The organism is Marinomonas sp. 5E14-1 (assembly GCF_039939215.1).
GTDB lineage: Bacteria > Pseudomonadota > Gammaproteobacteria > Pseudomonadales > Marinomonadaceae > Marinomonas.
Genome location: NZ_JBDXMW010000005.1, coordinates 135,416 through 161,106, shown reverse-complemented (window position 1 = coordinate 161,106; position 25,691 = coordinate 135,416). Strand labels below are relative to the sequence as shown.

Annotated in this window: 29 protein-coding genes; 10 read left to right on the top strand and 19 right to left on the bottom strand. The window is 42.6% G+C overall.

Annotation, left to right across the window (positions count from 1 at the left end; translation table 11 throughout):
• The first annotated feature begins 102 nt into the window (after window positions 1-102).
• The 5 genes from ABFY09_RS06385 (at window position 103) to ABFY09_RS06365 (ending at window position 4,929) form a co-directional block, all read left to right on the top strand.
• Window positions 103-1,092, top strand: coding sequence for a nickel transporter (locus ABFY09_RS06385; RefSeq protein ID WP_347983461.1), 990 nt, complete (start codon window positions 103-105; stop codon window positions 1,090-1,092).
• Window positions 1,092-1,592, top strand: coding sequence for a Fur family transcriptional regulator (locus tag ABFY09_RS06380; RefSeq protein ID WP_347983460.1), 501 nt, complete (start codon window positions 1,092-1,094; stop codon window positions 1,590-1,592). The genes ABFY09_RS06385 and ABFY09_RS06380 overlap by 1 nt, the downstream gene beginning before the upstream one ends.
• Complete coding sequence (znuC, locus tag ABFY09_RS06375) at window positions 1,589-2,362, top strand: zinc ABC transporter ATP-binding protein ZnuC (RefSeq protein ID WP_347983459.1); 774 nt, start codon at window positions 1,589-1,591, stop codon at window positions 2,360-2,362. Before ABFY09_RS06380 ends, znuC begins: the two co-directional genes overlap by 4 nt.
• Before the next feature lie 30 nt (window positions 2,363-2,392).
• Window positions 2,393-3,184 (top strand): zinc ABC transporter permease subunit ZnuB, encoded by a 792-nt coding sequence (gene znuB, locus ABFY09_RS06370; protein WP_347983458.1) that lies wholly within the window; start codon window positions 2,393-2,395, stop codon window positions 3,182-3,184.
• Window positions 3,185-3,294: 110 nt separating this feature from the next.
• Window positions 3,295-4,929, top strand: coding sequence for a methyl-accepting chemotaxis protein (locus ABFY09_RS06365; RefSeq protein WP_347983457.1), 1,635 nt, complete (start codon window positions 3,295-3,297; stop codon window positions 4,927-4,929).
• Window positions 4,930-5,059: 130 nt separating this feature from the next.
• Here ABFY09_RS06365 and ABFY09_RS06360 read toward each other — a convergent pair whose 3' ends face one another.
• The 7 genes from ABFY09_RS06360 to ABFY09_RS06330 all read right to left on the bottom strand — a co-directional run bounded on the left by ABFY09_RS06360 (window position 5,060) and on the right by ABFY09_RS06330 (window position 9,178).
• Complete coding sequence (locus tag ABFY09_RS06360) at window positions 5,060-5,533, bottom strand: DoxX family protein (protein WP_347983456.1); 474 nt, start codon at window positions 5,531-5,533, stop codon at window positions 5,060-5,062.
• Window positions 5,534-5,611: 78 nt separating this feature from the next.
• On the bottom strand, window positions 5,612-6,370 hold the full coding sequence (locus ABFY09_RS06355) for a DNA-binding domain-containing protein (RefSeq protein ID WP_347983455.1): 759 nt from the start codon (window positions 6,368-6,370) through the stop codon (window positions 5,612-5,614).
• Window positions 6,354-7,280: a DUF692 domain-containing protein gene (locus ABFY09_RS06350; protein WP_347983454.1), complete on the bottom strand. Its 927-nt coding sequence runs from the start codon at window positions 7,278-7,280 to the stop codon at window positions 6,354-6,356. The genes ABFY09_RS06355 and ABFY09_RS06350 overlap by 17 nt, the downstream gene beginning before the upstream one ends.
• Window positions 7,281-7,300: 20 nt before the next feature.
• Window positions 7,301-7,576, bottom strand: a complete 276-nt coding sequence (locus ABFY09_RS06345) for a DUF2282 domain-containing protein (RefSeq protein WP_347983453.1) — start codon at window positions 7,574-7,576, stop codon at window positions 7,301-7,303.
• A 132-nt stretch (window positions 7,577-7,708) separates the two neighbouring features.
• Window positions 7,709-7,900, bottom strand: a complete 192-nt coding sequence (locus tag ABFY09_RS06340) for a zf-HC2 domain-containing protein (protein WP_347983452.1) — start codon at window positions 7,898-7,900, stop codon at window positions 7,709-7,711.
• The gene (locus tag ABFY09_RS06335) at window positions 7,897-8,529 is read right to left on the bottom strand and encodes an RNA polymerase factor sigma-70 (RefSeq protein WP_347983451.1); all 633 of its coding nucleotides are present in this window, start codon (window positions 8,527-8,529) and stop codon (window positions 7,897-7,899) included. The genes ABFY09_RS06340 and ABFY09_RS06335 overlap by 4 nt, the downstream gene beginning before the upstream one ends.
• Window positions 8,530-8,620: 91 nt before the next feature.
• A complete protein-coding gene (locus ABFY09_RS06330; RefSeq protein ID WP_347983450.1) occupies window positions 8,621-9,178 on the bottom strand; it encodes a gamma carbonic anhydrase family protein in 558 nt (185 codons plus the stop codon).
• A gap of 231 nt (window positions 9,179-9,409) precedes the next feature.
• On the opposite strand from ABFY09_RS06330, the gene prlC reads away from it, so the two are divergent.
• Together prlC and ABFY09_RS06320 are read left to right on the top strand one after the other, a co-directional pair.
• Window positions 9,410-11,440: an oligopeptidase A gene (gene prlC / locus ABFY09_RS06325; protein WP_347983449.1), complete on the top strand. Its 2,031-nt coding sequence runs from the start codon at window positions 9,410-9,412 to the stop codon at window positions 11,438-11,440.
• Window positions 11,441-11,520: 80 nt separating this feature from the next.
• Window positions 11,521-11,781, top strand: coding sequence for a YheV family putative zinc ribbon protein (locus ABFY09_RS06320; RefSeq protein ID WP_347983448.1), 261 nt, complete (start codon window positions 11,521-11,523; stop codon window positions 11,779-11,781).
• Between the two features lie 42 nt (window positions 11,782-11,823).
• Here the strand turns inward: ABFY09_RS06320 and ABFY09_RS06315 are convergent, their stop codons facing one another.
• The 3 genes from ABFY09_RS06315 to ABFY09_RS06305 form a co-directional block, all read right to left on the bottom strand.
• Entirely contained in the window at window positions 11,824-12,363 is a 540-nt protein-coding gene (locus tag ABFY09_RS06315; RefSeq protein ID WP_347983447.1) for a DUF3750 domain-containing protein, read from the bottom strand.
• A gap of 191 nt (window positions 12,364-12,554) precedes the next feature.
• The gene (locus tag ABFY09_RS06310; RefSeq protein WP_347983446.1) at window positions 12,555-13,193 is read right to left on the bottom strand and encodes an NAD(P)H-dependent oxidoreductase; all 639 of its coding nucleotides are present in this window, start codon (window positions 13,191-13,193) and stop codon (window positions 12,555-12,557) included.
• 124 nt (window positions 13,194-13,317) lie between these two features.
• On the bottom strand, window positions 13,318-15,240 hold the full coding sequence (locus tag ABFY09_RS06305; protein WP_347983445.1) for an EAL domain-containing protein: 1,923 nt from the start codon (window positions 15,238-15,240) through the stop codon (window positions 13,318-13,320).
• Between the two features lie 220 nt (window positions 15,241-15,460).
• Here ABFY09_RS06305 and ABFY09_RS06300 point away from each other — a divergent pair, with 220 nt between their 5' ends.
• The gene (locus ABFY09_RS06300; RefSeq protein ID WP_347983444.1) at window positions 15,461-15,979 is read left to right on the top strand and encodes an ACT domain-containing protein; all 519 of its coding nucleotides are present in this window, start codon (window positions 15,461-15,463) and stop codon (window positions 15,977-15,979) included.
• Window positions 15,980-16,151: 172 nt separating this feature from the next.
• On the opposite strand, the gene ABFY09_RS06295 is transcribed toward ABFY09_RS06300, so the two are convergent.
• A complete protein-coding gene (locus ABFY09_RS06295; protein WP_347983443.1) occupies window positions 16,152-16,328 on the bottom strand; it encodes a deoxyribodipyrimidine photo-lyase in 177 nt (58 codons plus the stop codon).
• A 186-nt stretch (window positions 16,329-16,514) separates the two neighbouring features.
• Between ABFY09_RS06295 and ABFY09_RS06290 the strand changes: the two genes are divergently transcribed.
• Together ABFY09_RS06290 and ABFY09_RS06285 are read left to right on the top strand one after the other, a co-directional pair.
• Entirely contained in the window at window positions 16,515-16,856 is a 342-nt protein-coding gene (locus ABFY09_RS06290) for a zinc ribbon domain-containing protein YjdM (protein WP_347983442.1), read from the top strand.
• Window positions 16,857-17,098: 242 nt separating this feature from the next.
• Window positions 17,099-17,407, top strand: a complete 309-nt coding sequence (locus tag ABFY09_RS06285; protein WP_347983441.1) for a helix-turn-helix transcriptional regulator — start codon at window positions 17,099-17,101, stop codon at window positions 17,405-17,407.
• A 124-nt stretch (window positions 17,408-17,531) separates the two neighbouring features.
• Here the strand turns inward: ABFY09_RS06285 and ahpF are convergent, their stop codons facing one another.
• From ahpF to ABFY09_RS06245, 8 genes are all read right to left on the bottom strand, one after another.
• Entirely contained in the window at window positions 17,532-19,079 is a 1,548-nt protein-coding gene (gene ahpF, locus ABFY09_RS06280) for an alkyl hydroperoxide reductase subunit F (protein ID WP_347983440.1), read from the bottom strand.
• A gap of 177 nt (window positions 19,080-19,256) precedes the next feature.
• The gene (ahpC, locus tag ABFY09_RS06275) at window positions 19,257-19,814 is read right to left on the bottom strand and encodes an alkyl hydroperoxide reductase subunit C (RefSeq protein WP_347983439.1); all 558 of its coding nucleotides are present in this window, start codon (window positions 19,812-19,814) and stop codon (window positions 19,257-19,259) included.
• Window positions 19,815-20,037: 223 nt separating this feature from the next.
• Window positions 20,038-21,276 carry a cystathionine gamma-synthase family protein gene (locus tag ABFY09_RS06270; RefSeq protein ID WP_347983438.1) on the bottom strand — a complete coding sequence of 413 codons (1,239 nt, stop codon included), beginning with the start codon at window positions 21,274-21,276 and terminating at the stop codon, window positions 20,038-20,040.
• Between the two features lie 122 nt (window positions 21,277-21,398).
• Window positions 21,399-22,322, bottom strand: a complete 924-nt coding sequence (locus ABFY09_RS06265) for a biotin-dependent carboxyltransferase family protein (RefSeq protein ID WP_347983437.1) — start codon at window positions 22,320-22,322, stop codon at window positions 21,399-21,401.
• Window positions 22,312-23,025: a 5-oxoprolinase subunit PxpB gene (gene pxpB, locus ABFY09_RS06260; protein ID WP_347983436.1), complete on the bottom strand. Its 714-nt coding sequence runs from the start codon at window positions 23,023-23,025 to the stop codon at window positions 22,312-22,314. Before pxpB ends, ABFY09_RS06265 begins: the two co-directional genes overlap by 11 nt.
• An 8-nt stretch (window positions 23,026-23,033) precedes the next feature.
• Window positions 23,034-23,780 (bottom strand): 5-oxoprolinase subunit PxpA, encoded by a 747-nt coding sequence (locus ABFY09_RS06255; protein WP_347983435.1) that lies wholly within the window; start codon window positions 23,778-23,780, stop codon window positions 23,034-23,036.
• Window positions 23,781-23,842: 62 nt separating this feature from the next.
• Window positions 23,843-25,150, bottom strand: coding sequence for a TRAP transporter large permease subunit (locus ABFY09_RS06250; protein ID WP_347983434.1), 1,308 nt, complete (start codon window positions 25,148-25,150; stop codon window positions 23,843-23,845).
• Window positions 25,150-25,668, bottom strand: coding sequence for a TRAP transporter small permease (locus ABFY09_RS06245; RefSeq protein WP_347983433.1), 519 nt, complete (start codon window positions 25,666-25,668; stop codon window positions 25,150-25,152). The genes ABFY09_RS06250 and ABFY09_RS06245 overlap by 1 nt, the downstream gene beginning before the upstream one ends.
• Window positions 25,669-25,691 lie beyond the last annotated feature (23 nt).

Sequence of the window (25,691 nt, the reverse complement as noted above, 5' to 3'; positions counted from 1 at the left end):
CATTGCCCCTTTTGATCATTAGTGTTTATTAGCTTTGGCTTTTTCTCATATTAAAAGTGTTATATCATAACAAAACTCTATCCATTTTTAAGTGAGCCAATCATGGCAAAGAATCTTGCTTTCTTGCTGCTGTCTTTTTTGTTGTTCAATACTTCTCTTCATGCGGCTGATTTTTCGGCTTATCAAAGTTTTATTCAGTGGGTTCTTTCTGAACAGGCGACCTTTCATCGTGAGCTGGTTTCTTTAGTGCGTTCTATCAGTAAAGAGGGAAGTGCGGTTTTATTGTGGGGGTTGATGACCACTAGTTTCTTTTATGGTGTGTTTCATGCTGCCGGTCCTGGGCACGGAAAAGCGGTGATTTCTTCTTATATGTTGGCAAGTAACGCGCCTTTGCGCCGCGGTATTGGCTTGTCATTTTTGTGTGCTGGCGCGCAAGCTGTCATGGCGATTGTGATTATTTTGGTGTTAAGCCAAGTCTTTTCTTTGGCGGGTAAAGCCATGCAAATCAGTCGCTTTTTTGAAGTGGCCAGCTTTGCTGCCGTTGGCTTGATTGGCGTTTGGATGTTCATCCGTTTGTTACGAGGTAAATCAAGCTGCGGACATGATCATTCTCACGACCACGACCACGACCACGACCACGACCACGACCACGACCACGACCACGACCACGACCACGACCACGACCACGACCACGACCACTCACATAACCATGGCGATGGGCACACTTGTTGCTCTCACCACGCAACAGAAACTAAGACAGCACGTCGGAGCATTTGGGCAATGGCGATGGCGGTAGGCATTCGTCCTTGTACTGGTGCGATTCTGGTGCTGTTATTTTCTCTGAGTACGGACATTTTTCTTTGGGGCGTAGTGTCGACATTTGCTATGGCGTTGGGAACGGGCATTACTGTGGCTTCTTTGGCTGGTGTTAGTGTTTTTGTCCGTGATGCCGGTTTCGCATTAAGTAAAGAGCATCGCGTTTGGAAAGATCGTGTGACGCAAGGGTTTGGCTTTGTGGCGGCAATCGCGTTAATCATTATTAGTTGTTCCATGATTTGGAGCTATTTAACCAATGTAGGGAGAGCGTTCTAATGAGTTTTAAAAAAACACACGACACGAATTCTCACAATCACAACCATTGTATTGAAACGGCTTTAGCCACGGCGGAAACTTTGTGTGTAGAGCAAGGACAGCGCTTAACTAAAGTGCGTCGTCGTGCATTGGAATTGATTTGGGAAAGTCACCGACCATTAGGCGCTTATCAGTTGCTGGCGAAGTTGGCAGAAGAGGGTTTTAACTCTGCGCCGCCAACAGTGTATCGTGCCTTGGACTTTCTATTGAATGCAGGCTTGATTCATAAAGTGGAATCGATGAACGCTTATCTTGGCTGTGCTCATGCAGACAAGGTTCATCAAGGATACTTCTTGATCTGTGACGATTGTCACAATGTGATGGAGTTCGACTATCAAGACATACATTCCGCCCTGATTGCCAAAGCCGAAACACAAGGCTTTGAGCTACGATCGAAAACCATTGAGCTAACAGGTTTGTGCGCAGACTGTAAGGCGTTGCCAGAAGGAGTTCGTCCATGAACAAACAATTAATCGCATTTAAAGGCATTGGTATCGCGTTTGACGAGCGAGTCTTGCTCAACAACATTGATATGAGCGTCAGTGAAGGCGAAATTGTTACCCTAATTGGCCCAAATGGCAGCGGTAAAAGTACGTTGATTCGTACTTTATTAGGCTTACAAACGCCGACCAGTGGCGAAATGATTCGCCATAAAACGTTGCGTATTGGTTATATGCCACAGAAATTGCACATCGATCCAACCTTGCCTTTGACGGTGAAGCATTTTTTAGCACTGGTTCGTGGCGTTGATAAAGGTCAAATTGCACCGACGTTAGAAAAGCTAGGTATCGGGTATTTACTGCATTCTCAAGTACATGTTTTATCAGGTGGTGAAACCCAGCGTGTTTTATTGGCCCGTGCTTTATTGAATAAACCCAATTTATTGGTGCTTGATGAGCCAGTACAAGGCGTTGATGTAAATGGTCAGGTTGAATTATATAACTTGATTGAAGGCATTCGAGATGAACTCGCTTGTGGCGTGTTAATGGTGTCTCATGATTTACATTTGGTGATGGCGAAAACTGATACGGTGGTGTGTATTAATCAGCACGTTTGTTGCTCTGGAAGTCCTCAGCATGTTACTGGTCATCCCGCTTATCAGGCGTTATTTGGCGTCCCTGGCGCCGATGAATCAATCGCGATTTATGCCCATCAGCACGATCATGTTCACATTGAAAGCGGTAGTATTCAACACAGCGATAAAGAGACTCACGTCCATTGTAACCATTAAAACCCTACCGAGTTTGGAGTTAGTAATACCATGTTAGATTTTTTATTTAGAGCCTTAATCGGTGGATTGGGTGTGGCCGCTGTCGCTGGGCCATTGGGTGCCTTTGTGGTTTGGCGTCGTATGGCGTACTTTGGCGACACTTTGGCGCATTCTGCTTTGTTGGGTGTGGCATTGGGCTTTTTGTTTGATATTAACTTGAATCTTGCCATCATTGTTTTGTGTGTTGGGTTGGCTGCTGTGTTGGTCGTTTTGCAAAAGAAACACATTATTGCGACGGACACATTATTGGGGATTTTGGCGCATTCTGCTCTGTCGTTAGGGTTGGTTGCGGTGAGTTTTCTCGACAATGTACGTATTGATTTGATGGCGTATTTGTTCGGTGATTTGTTGGCCATTAGTCAAACCGATGTGTATTGGATTTATGGCGGTGGTTTGGCGGTTATTGCCTTATTAGTCGCTTTCTGGAAACCACTTTTGGCGATGACGGTGAATGAAGAGCTCGCCAAAGTGGAAGGTTATCCTGTAGAAGCCATTCGACTATTGCTTATGTTGCTGGTGGCCTTGGTGATTGCTGTGGCGATGAAAATAGTTGGTGTGTTGTTGATTACGTCGTTAATGATTATTCCTGCCGCAACCGCTCGTAAGCTCTCAAAAACGCCAATCCAAATGGCAGCCATGGCGAGTGTTATTGGTTGTTTGTCTGTGTGCGGTGGTTTGTGGGCGTCTTATCAATGGGACACGCCAACCGGGCCCAGTGTTGTTGTTTGTGCCGCACTTCTGTTTTTAATTGCCTATACTTCTCCAATACAGCAAAAAATATAGCAAAATATATTGTTATTTTTCGTTAATGTAACAAAAGCTGCGTGCTTTACGTCTAATGTTAGGTAAAGATAGAGTAGAGTATTTTTAACGAGTTATAGAAGGGTATATATATGTTGAGCTTTGCAACAATTCGGGGTCGATTAACGGCCAGCTATTTAGTGCTGTTGATATTGCTTTTGGTTGTTGTAGGTCTTTCTGCAACGCGTTTTCAGTCATTATCTGGCAACATCCGTGGCATTGTTGACGAAAATGCGGCCTTGGTTGAATTAACTGGCGACCTTAACGTAAATGCCGAAAGCTTGGCTAGCCGCCTGCTTCTATTGTTTGTATTGGAAGATCGAGATGAGCGTGTTGCGATTTATAAAGAGATTGACGAGCGTAATCGCAACATGGACGCCAGCTTAGAAACTATGACAAGCCTTGTGACTTCGGATAAAAATAAAGTAGTTGTTGAGGCACTTAAGAAGCAAAGAGAAATCTATCAAGCGGCTTTGCAATCTACTGTAGAGGCTTTGGAGTTTGGCGAGCTAGATGATGCAAAAGCACAAATGGCGGGCCCAACACGAGATGAACTTCAAACTTTCCTAAATCAAACCGAAGCGCTTTCAGAGAGTGAGCGAACTATGATGCAGCAGCGTCAGCAGTCTATTTTATCTGAATCTGAAATTGCGATTTTGATGATCATTGGTGTTGGAATTATTGCAGTTCTAGTTGGCGCAATTATGTCAGTATTGATTACGCGCAGTATTGTAAGCCCTCTGGAAAAAGTCGCATCTTTACTTGATTGTGTGGCGAAAGGTGATTTGTCTCATAGCATTGATATTCGGTCAAAAGGTGAAATCGGAAAACTTGTTTATAGCCTGAAAAGCATGCAGTCCAGTTTGGGCAATGTGGTTCGTAAAATTGATATGAGTGCGCAAACTGTTGTGAACTCGGTTAGCAACATCCGTATGAGCGTGACAGATGTGCAGCAGGGGTCAGACAAACAAGAAGCGATGGCGAGTGATATTCAAGCGTCGGTTGAAGAGTTGTCCGGTGGCGTAAAAGTCATGGCAGAACATGTGAGTGTGTCACGTAATCAAGCAGAAGCCGCACACGATCTTGCGAAACAAGGTAAGGAAATTATCAGTACGGCAGCGCAAGACATTATCTCTGTGGCAGCTTACATAGAGGAAACGGCTCATTCTGTTGCTAAGCTAAAAGAAAGCGCAGCGACTGTGTCTGACTTTGTAAATGACATTCGTAATGTGGCTGACCAAACTAACTTGTTGGCGCTTAACGCATCGATCGAAGCGGCGCGTGCAGGTGAAGCTGGTCGAGGCTTTGCGGTTGTTGCTGATGAAGTCAGGAACCTAGCGAGCAACACGGCGAAAGTAACTGAATCGATTGATCAGGTCATTACATCGATTGCGAACTTGTCTGTGCAAATCTCGGATGAGATGGAACAAGGTCAAGAGCGTATGCGCAATGGTGTAACGCAAATAGAAAATGTTGTAGTCCCTTTGAGTCAGCTAGAAAAAGACTCTGAAGTCTCTCTAAGAAGTTTAGACGAGCTGTCTGCATTGGCTCAAAGTCAAGCGGAAGAGGCGAATGGAATTGCTTTACATATTGTTCAGATTGTAGATGTAACAGGAAATAACAGCCAAACTTCATTGCGCTTAACCTCATTAACCGATGCCTTGTCTGGATCGGCAGAGCAAACGAAGCAGGCAACCTCTACTTTCACCTTACCGGCAAAAGCTTAGAGTCTAAAAAGCTTAATAAGAAATTAAGCAAGCTCCAATAAAAAAGCCTTTCGTTTGAAAGGCTTTTTTATTGGAGCTGTCCTGTCTTGGAATAGATTCAGGAAATGGTTACTAGAAACGATACGACTAATTAACGGTTTCTTTTTAATACGTTATCTAAAGAGAAAGAACCTGCGCCTCGGTACATAAGTAATAAAGCAATGGCTAACCAAGTAGCGTGAGTAGGGTAGGCTTCAGGGTAAACAAAAAGTTGAATCACTAATGTCATTCCAGCAATACCGAATGCTGCTAAGCGAGTAAATAAACCACCTAGAATGAGAATAGGTAGAATGTGTTCCGCTATCGTTGCGAGCACTGCAGCAATCATAGGTGGAATCAAAGGTAAGTTGTATTCGTATTCAAACAAAAAGCCTGTTGACTCGGCTAACCTCGGTAAACCGAGTTCCATTTTCATGGCGATAATGTCGAGGGAAAAACCTTCGATTTTCGTTTGCCCAGATTTCCAAAACACCGCAGCAATAGCAAAACGCGCCACAAATAGAATCAGAGATTCCGGGAGCTTTTTGAATATCGCTTCACTTTTATTGTTGATAATAGAGAGCATAAATTTTCCTTTGGTTCTTGGTTAATCTGTTGGCTTGATACAGGTTACCTTACTTGAAACGTCTGATTTTTAAGACGACTATTTTGTTTGGATTTGTGTGATATTGGTTAATATCTTCCACTCAATTAGCTTAGCTAAGGTTTCACCAAGATCAAATGAATCTGATTCTGGTATGGCATTTTCGAGCGTCTTTTCCTGCATGAGATTTTTGACAAAAATCGCTTCTTCTTTGTTAATAACATGCAGTTGTGCGTAAAGATGCGATTTTACCAAGAGTAAGTACTCGTTTTTCGTAATGTCTACTTGATTGAGCCGCTTATGACCGTCACTGAAATGCGCTTGATATAAAGAGCCGATGGCAAAAGGAGAAACCAAAATCTGCGTAGTGGGTGGAACACAAAGTGATAAAATACTTGGATTTTCCACGGACGAAAATGCTTCGGAAACGACTTGATGATCAAGCGTCTCGTATTCTTCACTGTGGGTTAATGTCAGCATGGCGTGCTCAAGCGCAGCAAGATCTGGCAAGTAGGGAAGACTTTGAGCTGGTTCGAAATTGCGTACAAAGTCTGAAAAATTTTGACCATATTCTCGAATAATGGGAGAGCTTGGTGGGTTGTTTAATACATAAATTCGCGCCATTGCACGGAAAAAATCATCGCCAACAAGAGTTTGAGTAACGGGAAAAATATCACACAAAGCTTCGACTAAAGAGACTGTAATATTGTTCCGATAAACATCGAGGCGTATTTCTTGCTCTTCCATTGAAGGTGCTTTTATTTCTTCATAAAAGCGAGTGTCTTCCGTGAGCAAAGCAGCCTTAAATTGCGTGTTCACGGATGATCTCCTGACTGACAGTCTGTCGGATTTTATCCGCAAAGCGAGCTTCAGCTAATAGCTCTTCAATGGCAGGAAGATTACCATCTCGCTCAATGAGTGTTGGGCAATCACCGGTTAAGCTTAATGTGTGTTGATACAAAGACCAGACATCCTGCGAGACAGGCTCGTCATGGCTGTCTATTTTTAAGGGTACAACTGTATTTTGATCTGTGGTGTGTCCCGCAAGGTGCATTTGTTTTACTGCTGAAACAGGGAAGTTGTTCAAATATTGGTAAGGATCATGGCCGTGATTAAAGCAGGACACTTCAACATTATTTATATCTAGCAATAATCCACAGCCAGTACGTTTTACCATTTCTGTAAGAAAGTCGGTTTCGCTCATTTTACTCCGATTAAATTCGAAATAGGTTGATGGGTTTTCGATGAGAACTTGGCGCTTTGCGTGGGATTGAATGTGATCGATGTGCTCACAAACACGGCGTAAAGTGACTTCATCATAAGCAACAGGCAACAAATCATTTAAGAAACTGTTGTCGTGGGACGACCAAGCTAAATGCTCAGAGAATATTTGAGGTTGAACTTCATTAACCAGTTGTGAAACGCGTTCTAGATGTTGTTGGTCAATGGAGTGTTCACCGCCAATAGATAATCCGACACCGTGAACGGTAATGGGATAATGCTGGCGAATTAGGTCTAAATAATGGCGTGCTGGTCCACCTTTACTCAAATAGTTTTCAGCGTGAATCTCAAAGAAACCTATCTCAGGAAAAGAGGCCAAAATCAGTTGGTAGTAAGCAGGTTTTAAACTGATACCAGAACGTGACATAAAACGACTCGCAAAGCTCGAAGACACAGGGGAAGTGTCTTCGGCTTGCGGGTGTTTTGGTTCAATAAGAACATTGGACATAATCTTAAATGTCTAGGCTCTTAGAATGCTTTCAATTGGCCGTGACCAGTTGAAGATGTTTTAGATTCCATATCAACACAAGTGCCAGCTGGAACTAATTTCCAAGCGTTGCTTTGGTAATCTGTTTTAGATGTACCTGCACAAGAAGTGCCTGGACCTGCAGCACAGTCATTTTGACCTGCTAATGCTACGCCGTAACATTTTTCTTTGCTTGCTGCTTGAGCTGGAATCGCAACTGCAGAAACGGCTACTGCTGTACCAAGTGCTAGTGCTAGTGATGCTTTTGTATTTTTCATGGTAAATCCTCTTCTTTTAACAGTGAATATTAATTAAGCAACATAAGGCGTTGCCAGCGGTTTTTAATACTTTAAACTCTAATTACTCTTTTTTGACGTTGGTTCTTTGGTACTTATTACACAAAATATAGATTATTTTTCTTTCCTTGTGTTTCCCTTGGTGTAATGTTTTGAAATATCGCGTAATTCTTCCATTTGCAGACCGAATTGGCGACAAGGAGCACACATGGTGGTATGTATTCCAACTGAGACCTTTTCTCTCGCACTAAGTGGCCGATCAAGTTTTTCAGACAATAATTGAGTTGCTTGTTTGCAATTCATCATGTGAACGCTTCCTTCTGGTACCAGTTATCTTCCAGGCACTCTCGTAATCGCAGTCGAGCACGATATAAGGTGACATTAAGATTACTGACGGTCAGTTCTTCATTGTGACAAATCTCCGCGGTGTCCATTTCTAAGAACTCTCGCATCATGAAGAACCTAGCGTATTTATCGGGTAACCCATTTAAACAAGCATCAAACACTCGCCAAAAATGATCATTTTCAACCTCGTGATCGGGTTGATCCCATTTCTGTGGTCGTTCATGTTTGTTCCAATGGCCGTTTTCTTTAAAAAGCACTTCCATCAGTTCGTCACCAGTTAGGTTTGAACCTTCTTCTAGTTGACTTGCTGCCGTATGGCGCTTTTCTTTACGTAGGAGATCAATGACTTTATTTTTTAAAATCGAGAAAACCCACGTTTTGAAGGCTGACTTCCGCCCAAAACGATCGATGTTCTTGTAAGCTGAAATCATGGCTTCTTGAACTGCATCTTCTGCCAGTTGGCTGTCTCGAACCTGTAACCGTGCAAATTTAATCATTTGGCTACGTAGATCTTCCATAAAGACAGTGTCGAGAAAGATATCTGCACTGGGTGAACCATTCATATCAGAGGAAAGATTTGCATCAATCATTTGAGCCTCAGCATTTCGCTTCTAGTGTTTAGACGAGGAAGAGTGAAATATTCTTACACTTTTCGTTAAGTATTTTTTTACGAGTTTAATATCAGTCTGCTTTTTTACTTAAAAGTTCACTCTCAGCTAGGTACTCGTCTTTCAGTTTGACGTAATTTAGCCCAGCGTATTGGAAGTATTCTATTTCTTTTCCACTCAATGGACGAGCCTGCTTTACGGGTGAGCCCATATACAAAAAGCCAGACTTAAGATGTTTCCCCGGCGGAACCAATGAACCTGCACCGATAATGACTTCATCTTCAATGACGGCGCCATCAAGAATGGTTGTGCCCATGCCAACTAACACCTTGTTGCCGATTGTGCAGCCATGCAGCATTGCCATGTGACCGACGGTAACATCATCGCCAATGGTTAATGGGTGGCCTTCAGGTTTATAAGTACTGGCATGAGTAATATGCAAGCAGGAGTTGTCTTGAATGCTGGTGCGAGCGCCAATTCGAATGCGGTGCATATCGCCGCGAATGGCAACCAAAGGCCAAACTGAGCTATCTTCGCCGATGACGACATCACCAATCACAACTGCACTGTCATCCACCCAAACTCGATTACCCAATTGAGGTGCGTTACCTCGGAAAGATTTCATGACCATAAACCCTCTCTTACGAGACATCTTGCGTTATAAATGAAGGAACTATTAGTACAATAGTTATTTGTGCATTGAAAAAAAACCAAGACCACATATCTTATTCAGCATAGCTTTATTAATACATGGGTCATTAGGTTACGTTTTTTCAGTTTTTGTTACTCTGTTTAAATGTACTAGTTTTAGTGCAAATAATAGGTATTAAGCATTCAACTTTTTATAAAAGGATAACACGATATGTCAGAGTCTGTATGGGGCGCGACAAGCTTACCGAATTTCACCGGTGTTGATGCTTCAAGCATAGAAGCGAATTTAGAAGCCTTGCTGAAAATAAATCAAACCGCCATTGATAATTGCGTGAGCGAAAATACCAATCCAAGCTGGGAGAGCTTGGTTTTACGACTGGATCAACTGGACGATGATCTGAATCATTTCTGGTCTCCAATCAGTCATTTGAACTCGGTAAAAAACACACCTGAAATTCGCGCAGCCTATAATGCATGTTTACCTAAATTGACTCAGTTTTATACTGATCTAGGTCAAAACAAAGCTTTGTATCAGGCTTATAAGAAATTAGCAGAAAGCGACGCGGCAAAAAATCTGACTCAAACGCAAAAAGAGTCTTTAGTGCAAACCATTCGTGATTTTGAATTATCGGGTGTTGGCTTAGAAGGCGACGCTAAAAAACGCTATGGTGAAATCAGCCAGCGCTTATCTGAACTGAGCAGTCAATTTGGTGAAAATGTTCTAGACGCAACCCAAGCTTGGAGTAAGCTGATAACCGACGAAAGCGAATTAGCTGGTTTGCCAGAATCGGCGCTTGCGCAAGCGAAACAAATGGCAGAAGCCAAAGAACAAGAAGGCTGGTTATTTACTCTAGATTTTCCTTCCTACATGCCAGTGATGAGTTACGCAGACAACGCAGAGCTTCGCGAAGAAATGTATCGTGCTTTTGCGACTCGCGCTTCTGATCAAGGTGGCGACATCAAATTCAATAATGCACCGTTAATTGATGAGATTTTGTCTTTACGCCATGAAATGGCGGCTATCTTAGGTTTTGAAAATTACGCGGAATTGTCTGTTGCTACCAAAATGGCCGATAACGGACAGCAGGTTATCGACTTTTTGAAAAATCTAGCAGAAAAATCAAAAAGCTCGGCAAAACAAGATCTTGCGCAATTAGTCGCGTTCGCCAAAGAAGAAAATGGAATGGAAACACTGAACACTTGGGACATGACTTATTACGCTGAGAAACTGCGTCAGCATAAATACAGTATTTCCCAAGAAGAGCTTCGCCCTTACTTTCCAATGAATAAGGTTTTATCTGGGTTGTTTCACGTGGCACAAACATTATTTGGCGTGGATATTCGAGAAGAAAAAGAATTTGATAGCTACAACAATGAACTAAAGCTTTTCACTATCAGTAAAGGCGGAGAAGACATTTCGCGTTTTTATCTCGACCCTTATGCTCGTGAAGCAAAGCGTGGTGGTGCTTGGATGGATTCGTGTCGTACGCGACGTCGCTTGAGCGATGATCGTTTACAGCTACCGGTAGCTTACTTGGTTTGTAATTTTACGCCACCTATCGGTAACAAACCTGCTTTATTAACTCATGATGAAGTAACGACTTTATTCCATGAATTTGGACACGGTTTGCACCATATGTTGACCCAAGTTGATGTTGCGTCTGTATCAGGTATTAATGGTGTGGCGTGGGATGCTGTCGAGCTGCCGAGTCAGTTCATGGAAAACTGGTGCTACGAACCAGAGGCGTTAGCTTACATTGCAGGACACTATGAAACTAATGAGCCATTGCCGGAAGATTTACTCGATAAAATGTTGGCTGCGAAAAACTTTCAATCAGGCATGCAAATGACTCGTCAATTAGAGTTTTCTCTATTCGACTTCCGGTTGCACATGGAATATCAAGAAGGCATTTCAGTACAGTCTGTTATTGATGATGTTCGCAGTAACGTAGCGGTAACAACACCGCCTGCTTTCAATCGTTTTCAGAATAGCTTCTCGCATATCTTTGCTGGTGGTTATGCAGCGGGTTATTACAGCTATAAGTGGGCAGAAGTATTGTCTGCAGATGCCTTCTCGAAATTCGAAGAAGACGGCATTTTCAATTCAGATACGGGTGCGCACTTCCGTGATACCATATTGGCAAATGGTGGTTCACGCCCAGCCGCTGAATTGTTTGCTGAATTCCGTGGACGTGAGCCAAGCACTGATGCGCTGTTAAGACACAGTGGTATTGCAGCTTAATAGGCAACATCTGTAAATAAACTAGAAATGAGCAGTGTGGTCGAGGTTCTCGCCACGCTGTTTTTTCATAAGGGAACATAATGACAGTAAAACGCTTTATCGCCGGTGCCGTCTGCCCACGTTGTAGTGAAATGGATAAGATTCGCGCATGGCGTGACGACGAAGCTGAGCAACAGTATCGAGAATGCATCGCTTGTGGCTATGAAGACGCCCAGTCGACAAAGATTGAAGCGCAAACACCAGAGCTAGCCACTCGCGTGAATCAACCGCACAGCAGTGTTCCAGAAGCAGAGGAAATGGTGATTAACTTTATTCCTAATCCAGGAATGACAAAGCACTGATATCAGTGCTTTGTTGAATTGCTTTTTTACTTAGTTAAACGACTAACTATCATTATCCGCGTAGCCACTGCCAATTGCACTGAATGGCATATCGAGTTCAAGCTCTGGCACTTGTAGACCAATCCAAGTTGGGAAGGTGTTGCTGTTTGGTCCAGGAAAAACGGTATATTCATTTGCCCAAGGGTAACGAGCGACAGCAGACTTGATTTCTGGAATCAAGGTTGCGGCTTTTTCGCCTGTTATTGATAAAACTTTTTCAGGTTTTGAACCAAACCAATAGCGATCTGGCGTGCTGGTCTTGTATTCATACAATGCAGGCAAACCACGTTTTACGCGCCAGCCTGTTACTTCATAAACTGTATATTCAGGCGCATTTTCTTCTTTTATTGCAACCCAAGTATGCACCGCAAACCAACCACGCCAGCTAAAAGCATCCGCCGCATAAAATTCGATAATCGCATCAGAAACCGCTTCTGGTTTTGGTGCAATGCCCGCAGGTTCTCGGCTGGCGCTACGCCAATCATCATTGGAACAAGCGCTTAACAAAAGCGCGATGGTTATGATTCCAAACCATTTTTTCATTTATTTATTCCTTAGCTTATTTTGATCTCTATTATTAATACCACAATCAAAATTCGCAAAAAGGGCAATAATTAGGATTTTTTCATCCGCACCTTTATCTGCCTATAAAAAAGCGCCACATCACTTAACGAGTGCTGTAGCGCTTTTATGTTAAGTGTATTCTTTTGAGAAGTTTTCGCTCAAAGAGCGGTTTACTTCATTTCAGTGATGAACTTGTCACTGGAACGACGCACTTTCTTAAGGTCTTTTAGCCAATCGCCTTCTTCGGCGCGGTAGCCTAAAGGCAACAAGATAACAGAGCGTAAACCGCGTTCTGACAGCCCAAGAATCTCATCTACTTTTGCAGGATCAAAACCTTCCATTGGCGTGCTGTCTACGCCTTCTTCTGCTGCTGCGATCAATGCTGTGCCAAGACCAATGTAAGCCTGACGTGCCGCATGTTGGAAATTCACTTCTGCGTCGCGTGGAGGGTAAGCGCCCAAGATCATTTGACGGTAGTTTTCCCAACCTTCATTTTTAAAACCACGTTCATCATTCACAAGATCAAACATTTCATTGATGCGATCTTCTGTGTAGTTATCCCATGCAGCGAAAACCAAAAGATGTGAACCGTCTGTGATTTGAGCTTGATTCCAAGCATGCGGAACAATGGCTTCACGCAATTCTTTATTTGTTACCGCAATCACTTCGTATGGCTGCAAACCACTTGATGTCGCTGTGAGACGGACTGCTTCTAAAATACGGTCTACTTTTTCTTGTTCAACCGTTTTTGACGCGTCCATTTTTTTCGTTGCATAGCGCCAGTTTAATTTGTCTATCAAATTCGACATTTCTCTAATTCCTTAAAAAGATTTATATGTTCTTTATATGAGTTGATTTAACCAATAATTAAAGGGGCAGAATAAGGAAGAATCAGGGCTTTGTTTATATTAAAGCCCTGTTCCGTTGTATGGTTTAAAGGCGCTTGTCTAAATAGTTTTTGAGTTGCTCAATTTCCAAGGGTTTTGAAAAATAATACCCTTGTAAATAATGTACTCCGATTTTGTTAAGCACTTCGACTTGATCAAGCGTTTCGACACCTTCAGCAACCACTTGATAACCCATGGGCTGTGAAATTTGCAGAACAGCATGAATAATATTTGAGCCACTTCCATGGATTTCATCGATAAAACTTTTATCAATTTTAACTATATCCACACCGAGGCTTTGCATGCTGGCAAGAGATGAATAGCCTGTTCCAAAGTCATCAATGGATATCTTGATATTGATTTCTTGTAGCGCTTTTATTTGAGTAATCAGAGCGGCTTTGTCCGCTGCAAAGACAGACTCTGTGATTTCAATATGCAGTCTGCTTGGCTCAAATGATAATCTACTCATCAGCTCTTTTACGTGATCCACAAAGTCTTTGTCTTGAAACTGAATGATGGAAACATTGATGCTTACGGTTAGCTCTTCTCCTTTGCCGGACAAGTCTATTATTTGCTGGCAAGCCTTTTCAACGACCCATAAACCTATGCTTTTTATCATGCCGTATTGTTCAGCGATGGGAATAAATTCGACTGGTGAAACTTCTTCACCATCTAAGTTCCATCTTAATAATGCTTCTACTCCAACAATGCCTCTCGTTGTGTTTCTTACAATAGGCTGAAACACTAGTCGTAACTCATTGCCTTCAATCGCGGTGACGAGTCGATCGCTAAGAAAGCGCTCACGAATAATTTTTAAGCGTAATGACTCATTAAAATAGCCAACTTTGCCTTTTTCTAAACGCTTTTGTTGATACATCGCCATGTCCGCATTTTGAATCAAGGTGTCATAATGGGTGCCATGTTGAGGGTAAAGCGAGATACCAATACTGGCTCCAACCCAAGTTTTTGACTGAGAGGTTTGGTGGGGAAGGTTAATGATATCAATTAGTTGCTGAGTAAAGGGTTCAATGTCCTCAGGTGTCGAGAATGTATAAGCTAATAAAAACTCGTCTCCTCCCCAGCGGCAAACAGGAAAAACTCCGCGAGATAATGAAGCAATCCGAGTTGCGGTTTCCTTGATGACTTTGTCGCCAACTTCATGCCCCAGACTATCGTTTACCTGTTTAAAGCCATCAAGATCAATGAACAGTAAAGCAAAGGGTGTTGATGTGCGAGAGTGGGTCATTTTGTTGAGTTTTTTTAAGAAAGCTGTGCGATTCAAAAAGCCTGTTAGGCGATCTATATTAGACAGTCGGTAAATCTCTTGTGTGCGGAGATCTACTTTTTTTTCCATGGTGAGTAACAGTTGTGAATTCTGGTTTTTCAAACGGATCGCTTTATAAGTGAAGCTAGAAAGCTTTGAAGCGGTTAATGACATGGCGATTGCGTAAGTCATGCCCATTATGCCAAGTACACGTTCATATGAGTCGCTAGAGAGGAGTAACAAAATTGAATAGGGAACAGACATTGACAGAATACATGCAATTGCTGTTGGCTTATTAGCTGACCACATGATGGTGACGCCAGAGCCAATGCCAGATAGAACAATAATGGTAGTAATGAGTTCAAGCGAGTCTGAGAATGGATGAAATAATAGAGGGTAAACTCCCCAAGTTGAAGATACTAAAAAGCATAAACTGGAGAAGCGCCATAGGTCTTTTGGCGTAGCTACAAAGTGTTGGGAAGACTTTCTACGATATTGAAGCAGATCGAAAAGGCGTAAGGAAAGCACGATAGTCATGACGACCAGCCAAATGAGCTGGCCAGAAGAGTCTCCCTCACGGGTAAATGAAAAGACAAAAGCGGTACTGATCAAGGCAGAAACGACGGTGCTTGTTAGGACGTTCGCATATAAAAGGCGTAAAGCCTCTTGTCGCTCATCTTGGTTTACTTCCTGATTTTGAAGCATCTTTTCCCCTTTGATAACCCATTTTATGTTATCCATTTAGTCTACATAATTTAACACAGTCTTTTTGTTTTTGACGTAGTTAACTCTGCTTTTTACAAGAAAACTTATACTCTTGCTAAGTTTAGCTGCTTAATATGATTGCCATAGTCTAGACTGATTAAATGGAATACTTTTTCTTACTCTCTTTTGAAAAATTTAAAAATAATGGATGGAGAATATTATGTCGCAACATCTAGTACTAAGTTTTATAGGGGAAGATCGTCCCGGTATTGTCGAGCGTTTATCTGATACTATTTCCCGTCATCACGGTAACTGGTTAGAAAGTCGTATGGCGCATTTGGCGGATAAATTCGCAGGTATTCTTACGTTATCAGTTCCTTTGGATTACCAAGCAGCGCTGATTAACGAACTGCGTGACTTCGAAAAGCTTGGCCTAAATGTCACGGTAGAAAATGCAACTCAAAGCCCGGCTCAAGGGTCAACTCTGTCGCTATCTGTTGTGGGTAATGACAGAGCAGGCATTGTGAAAGAAGTCTCTCAAGTGTTGCACTCACTCATGGTAAACGTGAAAGAACTGAAAACATCCTGTGAACCTGCGCCAATGAGTTCTGAAATGTTGTTTAAAACAGAGATGATTCTTATGGTGCCAGAAAAGCTGCCTTTGTCTGAGTTGGAAGTCGCATTAGAAAATATCAGCAGTGATCTTATGGTTGAGCTGTCGGTGAGCCAGTTCGCTTAATTTAAAGTTGGCGTAATGAGCAATGACAACTTTAAACTGATGTTTCCCCAAGCTAAATAAGGTGACAACCTCGTGCAGGCCGATCAACTTGTCAAATGACTGGAACTTGAGCGGTAATAGTCTTTGCCACAACTGATTCTAGTTCGATGGGGAGGCTGTTCAGGCTTTCGTTTTAAAAACGACGACGTAGTGCCGACATACCTTGTGTAGCATAACGACTTGGCTGCTTGTACTTGGGGTCATCAAAATACAAACAGATTAATTGGTCTACTTCACTTGCTGCCAACGACAGTGTATTTTGATCGGCACAACGTAAATCATTGCCGAACCAAACTAACCTTAATGTCATATTGATACTCCTGCACGTTGGGCTTGTTAAATTTATTACGCAAAAAGTGATGAATTGGTTTTGTGATGTATTCAAGAAGTGTTGAGGTTAAGGAAATAAATTTTATGCTAGATGAAAAACCACAGCAAAAATGGGGTTATAATGCGCGCACATTTTCCCAATCTGTATCAAAGGTATTGATAAATTATGAGCCTTCCTAATTGCCTAAAATGCAACTCAGAATACGTTTACGAAGACCAAATTATGTTGGTTTGTCCTGAGTGTGCATACGAATGGAATCCAAATGAAGTCATCGAAGATGAAGACGTACTTATCATCAAAGATATGAGCGGTAAGTTGCTACAAGAAGGCGATAAAGTGACTTTGGCGAAAGATCTTAAAGTAAAAGGTTCTTCGCAAGTCTTAAAAATCGGTACCAAAGCAACAATTAAACGCTTGGTTGATGGTGACCACGACATTGATTGCAAAGTTGATGGCGCTGGTGACATGATGCTGAAATCTCAGTTTGTGAAAAAAGCCTCTGCCTAAATCATTTTTTGTCATGAAAAATTGATCTCAGGTGAAAATGCGGCTGTGTTTTCATCTGACTTTTTAACGCCTTTTCCTTTCTTGTTTTCCGAATCCAAATGTTCATCAACAATCTTTCGATATAAAAATGAGTAAAATAATGCTCATTTTCTTTTTATAATGCTATTTTGAGCAATATACTTCCCGTTTTTCAAGTCTTCCTCTATATTTGAGTGATATTTTGCTCATTTAGGTGATTCAATATGAAAGTGGAAATGACAGAAGAAGAGAGACAAAGTCTATTATTAGATTTACTAAGGCAGCATATATTAGGTGAAATCAGCCAAGGCGAATTGCTTCAATACCTTCGGAAAAACGTCTTGAGCATATCGCAAACTCACTATGCAGAATTGGTTGGGATCAGCCGACGGACTTTGACTGACATAGAACAGAACAAAGGCAGCCAAGCTCAAGGCGTTATTGATAAAGTCTTCAAACCGTTCGGAGTTAAATCCAGCTTAGCACCGATTCAACCACACATGGCTTGTTATTTATTGGTGGGAAAAACGTGAATAAGGCTTTGTTTTATAGATTGCCACACAACAAAAAAAACCGCCTTCCAGATAGTCCAGAAGACGGTTTTCTTGTTGGTAGAACGTGCTGTTGAGTGTCGATAATTCACCACTCAACAAAAAGTTAGTTACGAATCAAGTAATCAAATGCGCCTAGAGCTGCGGTTGCACCGCCACCCATGGAAATGATGATTTGCTTGTATGGTGTTGTTGTGACATCACCCGCTGCAAAGACACCAGGAATCGATGTTTCACCATGAGCATTGATCACAATCTCGCCTCGATCACTTAACGCCAATGTGTCTTGTAAGAACTCGCTGTTTGGCACCAAACCGATTTGAACGAAGATACCGGCTACATCTACAAGATGAGATTCGTCTGTTTTACGGTCTGTGTATTTCAAGCCAATAACACGTTCGCCATCACCAATTACTTCCGTTGTCATCGCTTCTTTAATGATGGCCACGTTAGGCAGAGATTCCGCTTTCTTAACCAAAACATCATCAGCGCGCAATGTGTCACCAAATTCCAGAACGGTTACGTGCTCAACGATACCAGCAAGATCAATCGCCGCTTCAATACCTGAGTTACCGCCACCAATCACTGCTGTTTTCTTACCTTTAAACAATGGGCCGTCACAGTGTGGGCAGTAAGCAACGCCTTTACCACGGTATTCTTGCTCACCCGGAACGTTCATTTCTCTCCAGCGAGCGCCGGTCGCCAAGATAACCGATTTACTCTTCAAGATAGCGCCATTTTCTAGCTCTACTTCAACGAATTCTTTTTTCTCTAGGCGAACCGCTTTTTGCGTTTTCATTAGATCAACATCGTAATCCAATACGTGTTGCTCAAGGCCTGCAACCAATTTCGGGCCATCTGTTGCTTTCACAGAGATGAAGTTTTCAATCGCCATGGTGTCAGCGACTTGCCCACCGAAACGCTCTGCAACGATACCCGTACGAATACCTTTACGTGCTGAATAGATTGCTGCGGCTGAACCTGCTGGGCCGCCACCAACAACCAAGACATCGTATGGGTCTTTTTCAGCTAACGCGGCAGCTTGTTTGTCGGCTGCGCCAGTATCTACTTTGTTTAGAATTTCTTCTAATGTCATACGACCTTGGCCGAAGTGTTCACCATTTAGGTAAACAGACGGTACCGCCATGATATTTAAGCCGTTTACTTCGTCTTGGAACAAAGCACCATCAATCATGGTCGCGGTAACTTTCGGATTCAATACCGCCATCAAGTTTGTTGCTTGCACAATGTCAGGACAGTTGTGGCAAGAGAGGGAAATGTACACCTCAAAGTTTAACTCTGTATCTAGAGACTTAATCTGCTCTAGTAACTCTGGTGCTGCTTTAGATGGGTGACCACCCGCTTGCAACAAGGCCAAGACTAAAGAAGTAAATTCGTGGCCCATAGGAATGCCGGCAAAACGAACTCGCGGCGCTTCACCTTTCGGTGCGATTGCCATTTGTGGCGCACGACCTGCTGGATTCTCGTCTACAGTCAATGTGATTTTACTATTTCCAAGCTCGGTAATCTCACGAGCTAAATCAAGTAACTCTGTTGATTTTTCTGAATCATTTGTGGACACAGTAATTTCAATCGGATTAACGATATTCTTTAGGTATGCGCCCAGTTGCTGTTTTAAATTTGCTTCTAACATAATATTTAACCCATTGAGATTGAGGGATTACTGTAAATTTTGGGCGCAAAAATCCATATCAAGCGAATAGTCAGCTTGAAATTTGCATTCCAAAATAATAAATAAGAGCTTTATCCAAGACTCAGGCAAAGCCCAATGTTGGGTGCAGAAGCGCACCCAACAACAGGAGATGTTGTCTTAGATTTTACCAACAAGATCTAGAGAAGGAGCAAGAGTCGCTTCACCTTCTTTCCATTTCGCTGGGCAAACTTCACCTGGATGAGCCGCTACGTATTGTGCTGCTTTGATTTTGTTAAGCAGGTTGTCTGCATCACGGCCGATACCTTCAGCTGTGATCTCTACCGCTTGGATAGTACCTTCTGGATCAAGTAAGAAAGTAGCACGGTCAGCAAGACCTTGACCTTCACGCATCACATTGAAGTTGTTTGTGATGTTGCCAGTTTGGTCACCAACCATGAAGTAGTTGATTTTACCGATAGTTTCAGAGCTGTCGTGCCAAGCTTTGTGAGTGAAGTGAGTGTCTGTAGACACAGAGAATACTTCTACACCAAGCTTTTGAAGTTCTTCGTATTTGTCTGCAACGTCACCAAGCTCAGTAGGGCAAACAAACGTGAAATCAGCTGGGTAGAAGAAAAATACAGACCACTTACCTAGAACGTCTTTTTCAGAAATGTCTACGAATTCGCCAGACTTGAATGCTGTTGCGTTGAATGGCTTAAGTTGAGTGTTGATCATTGTGTATCTCCTAATTAATTTGTGTAAGTGCGTTACCAACAGGAGTTATATTAGGGGAAAGTGGCTGTTTGATGAAATTGTTATTTTTAAGGTGCTTGATTACAAAAAACTATCATTGAATAAAAATACGATAGGAAAAACATTAAAAAAGCCTCAATCCCTTACCAATAAAGAGATTGAGGCTTTTTAAACTGGATTCAGATCAGTATAAATCTCGTGAAAATTACAGTTGATCTAATCCAAATTTAAAGCTTTCTAATAGATCATCTGGATCTTCAATACCGATAGAACAACGGATCATCTGCTCGCTGATACCAGACTTGGCACGGTTCTGCGGCCCCATTTCATAAAAAATGGTGCTTGCCATTGGCAAAGCAAGAGTTCGGTTGTCACCTAAATGAGTTGCATTAATTGTAATGTCGATAGTGTCTAATAGCTGAGCACAATCATAGCCTTCTTTTAGGTCAAAACTAAGAATGCTGCCATAATGCCTAAACCAATCACTTGCCTTTTGATGTTGTGGATGCGATGTCAGCCCGGGGTAATAAACCGCTTCAATCTTTTCATGGGCTTCTAACAATCGCGCTAGAGCAAGCGCATTGGCACAAGCTCTGTCCATGCGTAACGCCATCGTCTCTGCGCCAACCGCAATTTGATAAGCGCCATCGGAACTTAAGGTTCCGCCCATATCACGCAAGGCTTTTTTCTTAATTTGAGTCAATCCCCATTTGCTTTCATCGCCTTTTCGATAAGCATCGAAAATATTTGGGTAATTAGACCAATCGAATAAACCTGTGTCTGTTACTGCGCCACCAAGAACGGTACCGTGACCACAAAAATACTTAGATAAACTGTTCATAACCAAGCTGGCTTTGGCTCTAATTGGCTGGAACAAATAAGGCGAAGTCATGGTGTTATCCACTAAGTAGACCAAACCTTCCTGTTCACACCAGTTGCCAATAGCCACAAGGTCTGAAATTTGTGTTCCAGGATTGGCGATGGTTTCAACAAAAACCATGAGCGTATTATCTTGCTTAGCCGCAATCACTTTGTCTGCATCTGTGGCATCCACCAAAGTAACTTCAATGCCTAAGTTTTCTAAAGTAGTGATCAAACTGTAGGAATTACCAAACAAAAAGCGGCTAGCAATTAAGTGATCACCACTTTTCAATAATGTTAGGAAAATCGCGCTCAGTGCACTCATTCCTGTGGCAAAAACCAAACTACCAATACCCAATTCAGTTTGACTAATCATCGACTGTAAACTGTCAGTTGTCGGTGTCGCCTGACGAGCATAGTTATGACCAGACGTCTTGCCTTGGAACACATTTTCTAGGTCTTTTGTGCTTTTGTAGCCATAAGGAACCGAGTTATAAATCGGCGTATGAATTGGATTGTCGTTATGATCTAACTGACGATCATGGTGGACTATATTACTGGTGAAGCCTTTTAACTTTATCATGTGAGAATCATCGCATTTAATCTTTAAAAGATACTAAGACAGTCTTACTTAGCTTGATTTTGTATCATGATAATACGGTTCTAAACACGATACTAGAAAAGTTAAAAGGCGCAGGCTTTAGGCTAACGCCACTGAGCAAGTCTCGACATTTGTAGATGTCGTTCCTGCTCTGCTTGGTCAACAGTAATAGGTGTGAATTGAATAACATCGCCTGGTTTTTGCTGAGATAAAATGCTGCCGCCATAGCGCGTTACACAACCGATTTTCGGATATCCACCAATGGTTTGTCTGTCTCTTAGCAAAACAATAGGCTGTCCATCTTTAGGTATTTGAATGGCGCCGTAAGCGATGCCTTCAGAAATAATTCCTTTCAAATCACTGCTAATGACTTTGCCTTCTAACCGATAACCCATGCGGTCGGAATTACCTGAAACGCGGTAATCGCTAGAAAAGAAGTTAGCCCGTTCCAAGGTCGAAAAAGACTCATATTGATAACTCAACATCACAGGAATTTCTGTTTGGCCGTAATTAGGAATAGCCAATCTTGGTACTGCGCGATCTTGATGATGAGTAAAAGGCAGATACTTGAGCATGTCGCCTTTTTGCAATTTATCGCCTTTCCCTGTCAATCCACCGATCTTTTCGCGCATAACGGTAGCAACACTGTCTAATGTGGGCTCACACAAAAAACCGCCTTTCACGGCGAGGTAAGCGCGCAATCCCCAAACTGGCTGATGGAATGCTAGAATATCTCCTTTTTTGATTACGTAACTGCGCCAAGGGGAAATGCTTTTATCATTTAAAGTGGCGCCAAGATCCGCGCCTGTAATAGCTATGCTGGTATTGGCTTGCGCTTCTAAAGAAAACATACCGAATGTAATTTCAATTTGTGCGCTATTAGTGTCGTTATCGAGTAACGCATTGCTCCAACGAAACGCCATTTCGTCCATTGGTCCGCCTGTTGTTAAACCAAGTGACTGATAACCATGACGCCCCAAATCTTGAACCAATGCCAATAAACCGGGTTTGATTACTTTAAAAGCCATCGAGCTGGCCCCCTAATACTAAAAATTCATCTCTTGATATGGGCTCGAATCTTACTGAATCTCCCATGGCGATCAAGGCAAGATTTTCACTACCCCAATCCACAAGCTGCACTGGCGTGCGGCCGATAATCTGCCAGCCACCCGGTGTCACGCTTGGATAAACTGCGGTTTGGTTCTCTGCCAGTGCAACGCTGCCAATGGGAACTTTTAGTCTTGGTGTGATCTTACGCGGAACATGGAGCTCTTTTGGTGTATTGCCCAAAAAGGCAAAGCCAGGAGTGAAGCCAATAGCATAGGCTCGATAAGTGGTTTCACTGTGGCGCTTGATGACTTCTTCCATGCTCAGCTGGCAATGTTCACCAACGTCCTGAATATCAGGGCCAACTTCCGGCCCGTAATACACCGGAATCACCACTTCACGATGGTCTTCTAGCGCGAAATCATTTGGATTTATGGCTTCGATGGTTTCGCGAATGGTTTTACAGATCACGAAACGGTCGTAGTGATCATCGTCAAATACCACCAATAAAGTCGTGTAAGACGGCACTAAATCCAAAATGCCGTCTAACGATTTTAAATGCTGTGTGACCTGCGCAATGTAGTTGGAGGTGGTTTCGCTAATCACCTGACAAAAACTTAGCAGACAAGCTTGATTGCTGATCATTTCAATGTTCGGAAATGCAATTGGATTTACTGTGCTCATATAGAGTTCTAGTTAGCCTTGTTTAAACGGTCTACTAAAGTACGAATGCGAGTAACGGCTTCCAGTGCATGGTCGCCATCGCCATGAACACAAATAGTGTCGGCATGGATCGCCAAGGTTTTACCAGATGCTGTTGTTAGTGTGCCAGTTTCGCACAGTTGCTCGACTTGCTTCTCGATCAACTCAAACGTAGCGTGAACGGCTCTTGGCTCTTTACGTGGTGTCAGGCGACCTTCGTCTGTGTATAAACGATCAGAGAAGGCTTCAAACCAAACATCAATGCCGTATTTCTTCGCCATTTTCTTTATTTCTGGTGCTTCAGGAACCGCCATCACCATCAATGGAATGCTGTTATCCAGCTCACTCACCGCTTGCATCACAGTATCTAACACAGAAAAGTCAGCCATCATGGTGTTATACAAAGCACCATGAGGTTTAACATAATCCACCGTTGTATTCTGACTGGCGCATAACCCTTTTAGCGCCCCCACTTGATATTGAATAATGGCTTTTAATTCTGCAGGTGCGATGTCCATATTACGGCGGCCAAACCCCACTAAATCTGGGTACGCTGGGTGTGCGCCAATAGTGATGTTATGCTGCTTCGCCAATGCCACAGTTTTGGCCATAGTCAATGGATCAGAAGCGTGAAAACCACACGCAATATTCGCCTGATCTACAAACGGCATGATCTTGTCATCAAGCCCCATCTTCCATGCGCCAAAGGCTTCGCCCATATCGCAATTTAATTTCATGTTACTTTCCTAAAAATATATCAGTGAATATGTGACTCATTTTAGAGACACGGTTTTGCGACTTAATTCTGAGACATAGTCGCTGGTAAATAAGTCACTATCTCGGGGAATATGCTAATCAACAAAATCGCCACACCAATCAATAAAAAGAAAGGCAGCGCGGCTTTTGCCACATACAAAATATCCTTCCCGGTAAGAGATTGAATAACAAAGAGATTAAACCCAACTGGCGGCGTAATCTGCGACATCTCAACCACCAATACAATGAAGATACCGAACCACAAAAGATCAATATTCGCCGCTTGGATCATAGGAAGAACAACAGCAACGGTAAGAACAACAACCGAAATACCATCTAAAAAACAACCTAAGACAACAAACAATACCGTCAGGTAAAGGATTAATTCCATTGGTGATAACGACATGCCACCAATCCAAACTGCCAAGGCTTTAGGAATACCGAGAAAACCCATTGCCAGCGTTAAGAAGTGTGCGCCAACAAGAATAAAACCTATCATGCACGAGCTTTTTACCGCGCCCAACAAACTGTCCATAAAACTCTGGCGACTTAATGAGCCAGTAAAGCCTGCTAACACCAGTGCACCAGTAACACCAATTGCTGCGGCTTCGGTTGGAGTTGTCAGACCACCATAAATAGAACCTAAAACAAAGCCAATTAAACCGACTACTGGCAGCAACTTACGCAAGCCTTTTACGCGAGCTGCCCAGCTGGTTTCGTGACCTGTGGTTTTTGGTAATTCGTTTTTGTGTAAATGTCCCCAAATCATGGTGAAGCCCATGAACAACGACACCAGTAATAAGCCAGGTAACGCACCTGCAATGAACAAGCGCGCAATGGAAACTTCAGCCGCAACGCCATATACAATTAGAATGATAGAAGGCGGAATCAATAAACCTAAAGTACCAGAACCAGCCAAAGTACCAATCGCCATACGATCGCTATAACCTTGTTTACGAAGCTCTGGTAACGTCATACGACCTATTGTTGCGGCTGTTGCTGCGGAGGAACCAGACACAGCAGCAAAAATGCCACAGCTCAAAATATTTACATGCAGCAGTTTACCTGGAACACCGCCTAACCAAGGCGACAAGCCTTTGAATAAATCTTCAGATAAGCGTGTGCGGAATAGGACTTCGCCCATCCAGATGAAAAGTGGCAATGCGGTCAAAGACCAAGCGGTACTGGCACCCCAACTTGAAGTAGCAAACAGTAAATCGATTTGATAATTCTCGGACAAGATCAGTCCTAAACCACCAATCGCAATGAGAGTAAATGAAACCCAAACGCCTAAACCTAGTAATGCGAATAGAGCGAATCCTAACAGAATTGAAACCCACATCATGTCCATTAGATTTCCTCCAACGACAAAGCGTCTTCTTGTTTTACATAATCAGGTTGTTTGCCTCGAATCACGTCGATCCAAGCATCGAATATTGCCAATGTTAATGCAATGGCTCCGACTGCGACGGGGACTTGAGGGATCCATAGTGGCACAGGCACATAACCGTAAGAGACTTCATCGTAAATGTAAGATTCGTACACCATGAATGAACAGGCGTAAGACACATAAAAAAGCAAAGCCAATGACAGAGTGAGAATCATGCCTTCTTGTATTTTGCGAGGCAGAGGCGAAAAACGCTGAATCACCAGCGTCACTCGAATATGACCACCTTCTCTAAAAGTATAAGCCAAACCTAAAAAAGTCGATGCAGCGAGTGCGAAACCAGCAAAGTCTTCAGCAGATGGCACAATAAAATTGAAGAAACGGCCAATAATTTGCGCTAGTAGTAGCAAGGTAATAACCACGATAAAGAAGCCAGAGAGCAGGCCAGAGCATAGATAGAGTTTGTCTTTAATTTGGCTCATAGTATGTCACTTTTTCAAAAAGG

Excerpts from the sequence above, each read along its gene's own strand:
- ABFY09_RS06385 (WP_347983461.1), top strand. The coding sequence starts at position 103 with ATGGCAAAGAATCTTGCTTTCTTGCTGCTGTCTTTTTTGTTGTTCAAT.
- ABFY09_RS06380 (WP_347983460.1), top strand. The coding sequence starts at position 1,092 with ATGAGTTTTAAAAAAACACACGACACGAATTCTCACAATCACAACCAT.
- znuC (WP_347983459.1), top strand. The coding sequence starts at position 1,589 with ATGAACAAACAATTAATCGCATTTAAAGGCATTGGTATCGCGTTTGAC.
- znuB (WP_347983458.1), top strand. The coding sequence starts at position 2,393 with ATGTTAGATTTTTTATTTAGAGCCTTAATCGGTGGATTGGGTGTGGCC.
- ABFY09_RS06365 (WP_347983457.1), top strand. The coding sequence starts at position 3,295 with ATGTTGAGCTTTGCAACAATTCGGGGTCGATTAACGGCCAGCTATTTA.
- ABFY09_RS06360 (WP_347983456.1), bottom strand. The coding sequence starts at position 5,533 with ATGCTCTCTATTATCAACAATAAAAGTGAAGCGATATTCAAAAAGCTC.
- ABFY09_RS06350 (WP_347983454.1), bottom strand. The coding sequence starts at position 7,280 with ATGTCCAATGTTCTTATTGAACCAAAACACCCGCAAGCCGAAGACACT.
- ABFY09_RS06345 (WP_347983453.1), bottom strand. The coding sequence starts at position 7,576 with ATGAAAAATACAAAAGCATCACTAGCACTAGCACTTGGTACAGCAGTA.
- ABFY09_RS06340 (WP_347983452.1), bottom strand. The coding sequence starts at position 7,900 with ATGATGAATTGCAAACAAGCAACTCAATTATTGTCTGAAAAACTTGAT.
- ABFY09_RS06335 (WP_347983451.1), bottom strand. The coding sequence starts at position 8,529 with ATGATTGATGCAAATCTTTCCTCTGATATGAATGGTTCACCCAGTGCA.
- ABFY09_RS06330 (WP_347983450.1), bottom strand. The coding sequence starts at position 9,178 with ATGGTCATGAAATCTTTCCGAGGTAACGCACCTCAATTGGGTAATCGA.
- prlC (WP_347983449.1), top strand. The coding sequence starts at position 9,410 with ATGTCAGAGTCTGTATGGGGCGCGACAAGCTTACCGAATTTCACCGGT.
- ABFY09_RS06320 (WP_347983448.1), top strand. The coding sequence starts at position 11,521 with ATGACAGTAAAACGCTTTATCGCCGGTGCCGTCTGCCCACGTTGTAGT.
- ABFY09_RS06315 (WP_347983447.1), bottom strand. The coding sequence starts at position 12,363 with ATGAAAAAATGGTTTGGAATCATAACCATCGCGCTTTTGTTAAGCGCT.
- ABFY09_RS06310 (WP_347983446.1), bottom strand. The coding sequence starts at position 13,193 with ATGTCGAATTTGATAGACAAATTAAACTGGCGCTATGCAACGAAAAAA.
- ABFY09_RS06305 (WP_347983445.1), bottom strand. The coding sequence starts at position 15,240 with ATGCTTCAAAATCAGGAAGTAAACCAAGATGAGCGACAAGAGGCTTTA.
- ABFY09_RS06300 (WP_347983444.1), top strand. The coding sequence starts at position 15,461 with ATGTCGCAACATCTAGTACTAAGTTTTATAGGGGAAGATCGTCCCGGT.
- ABFY09_RS06295 (WP_347983443.1), bottom strand. The coding sequence starts at position 16,328 with ATGACATTAAGGTTAGTTTGGTTCGGCAATGATTTACGTTGTGCCGAT.
- ABFY09_RS06290 (WP_347983442.1), top strand. The coding sequence starts at position 16,515 with ATGAGCCTTCCTAATTGCCTAAAATGCAACTCAGAATACGTTTACGAA.
- ABFY09_RS06285 (WP_347983441.1), top strand. The coding sequence starts at position 17,099 with ATGAAAGTGGAAATGACAGAAGAAGAGAGACAAAGTCTATTATTAGAT.
- ahpF (WP_347983440.1), bottom strand. The coding sequence starts at position 19,079 with ATGTTAGAAGCAAATTTAAAACAGCAACTGGGCGCATACCTAAAGAAT.
- ahpC (WP_347983439.1), bottom strand. The coding sequence starts at position 19,814 with ATGATCAACACTCAACTTAAGCCATTCAACGCAACAGCATTCAAGTCT.
- ABFY09_RS06270 (WP_347983438.1), bottom strand. The coding sequence starts at position 21,276 with ATGATAAAGTTAAAAGGCTTCACCAGTAATATAGTCCACCATGATCGT.
- ABFY09_RS06265 (WP_347983437.1), bottom strand. The coding sequence starts at position 22,322 with ATGGCTTTTAAAGTAATCAAACCCGGTTTATTGGCATTGGTTCAAGAT.
- pxpB (WP_347983436.1), bottom strand. The coding sequence starts at position 23,025 with ATGAGCACAGTAAATCCAATTGCATTTCCGAACATTGAAATGATCAGC.
- ABFY09_RS06255 (WP_347983435.1), bottom strand. The coding sequence starts at position 23,780 with ATGAAATTAAATTGCGATATGGGCGAAGCCTTTGGCGCATGGAAGATG.
- ABFY09_RS06250 (WP_347983434.1), bottom strand. The coding sequence starts at position 25,150 with ATGGACATGATGTGGGTTTCAATTCTGTTAGGATTCGCTCTATTCGCA.
- ABFY09_RS06245 (WP_347983433.1), bottom strand. The coding sequence starts at position 25,668 with ATGAGCCAAATTAAAGACAAACTCTATCTATGCTCTGGCCTGCTCTCT.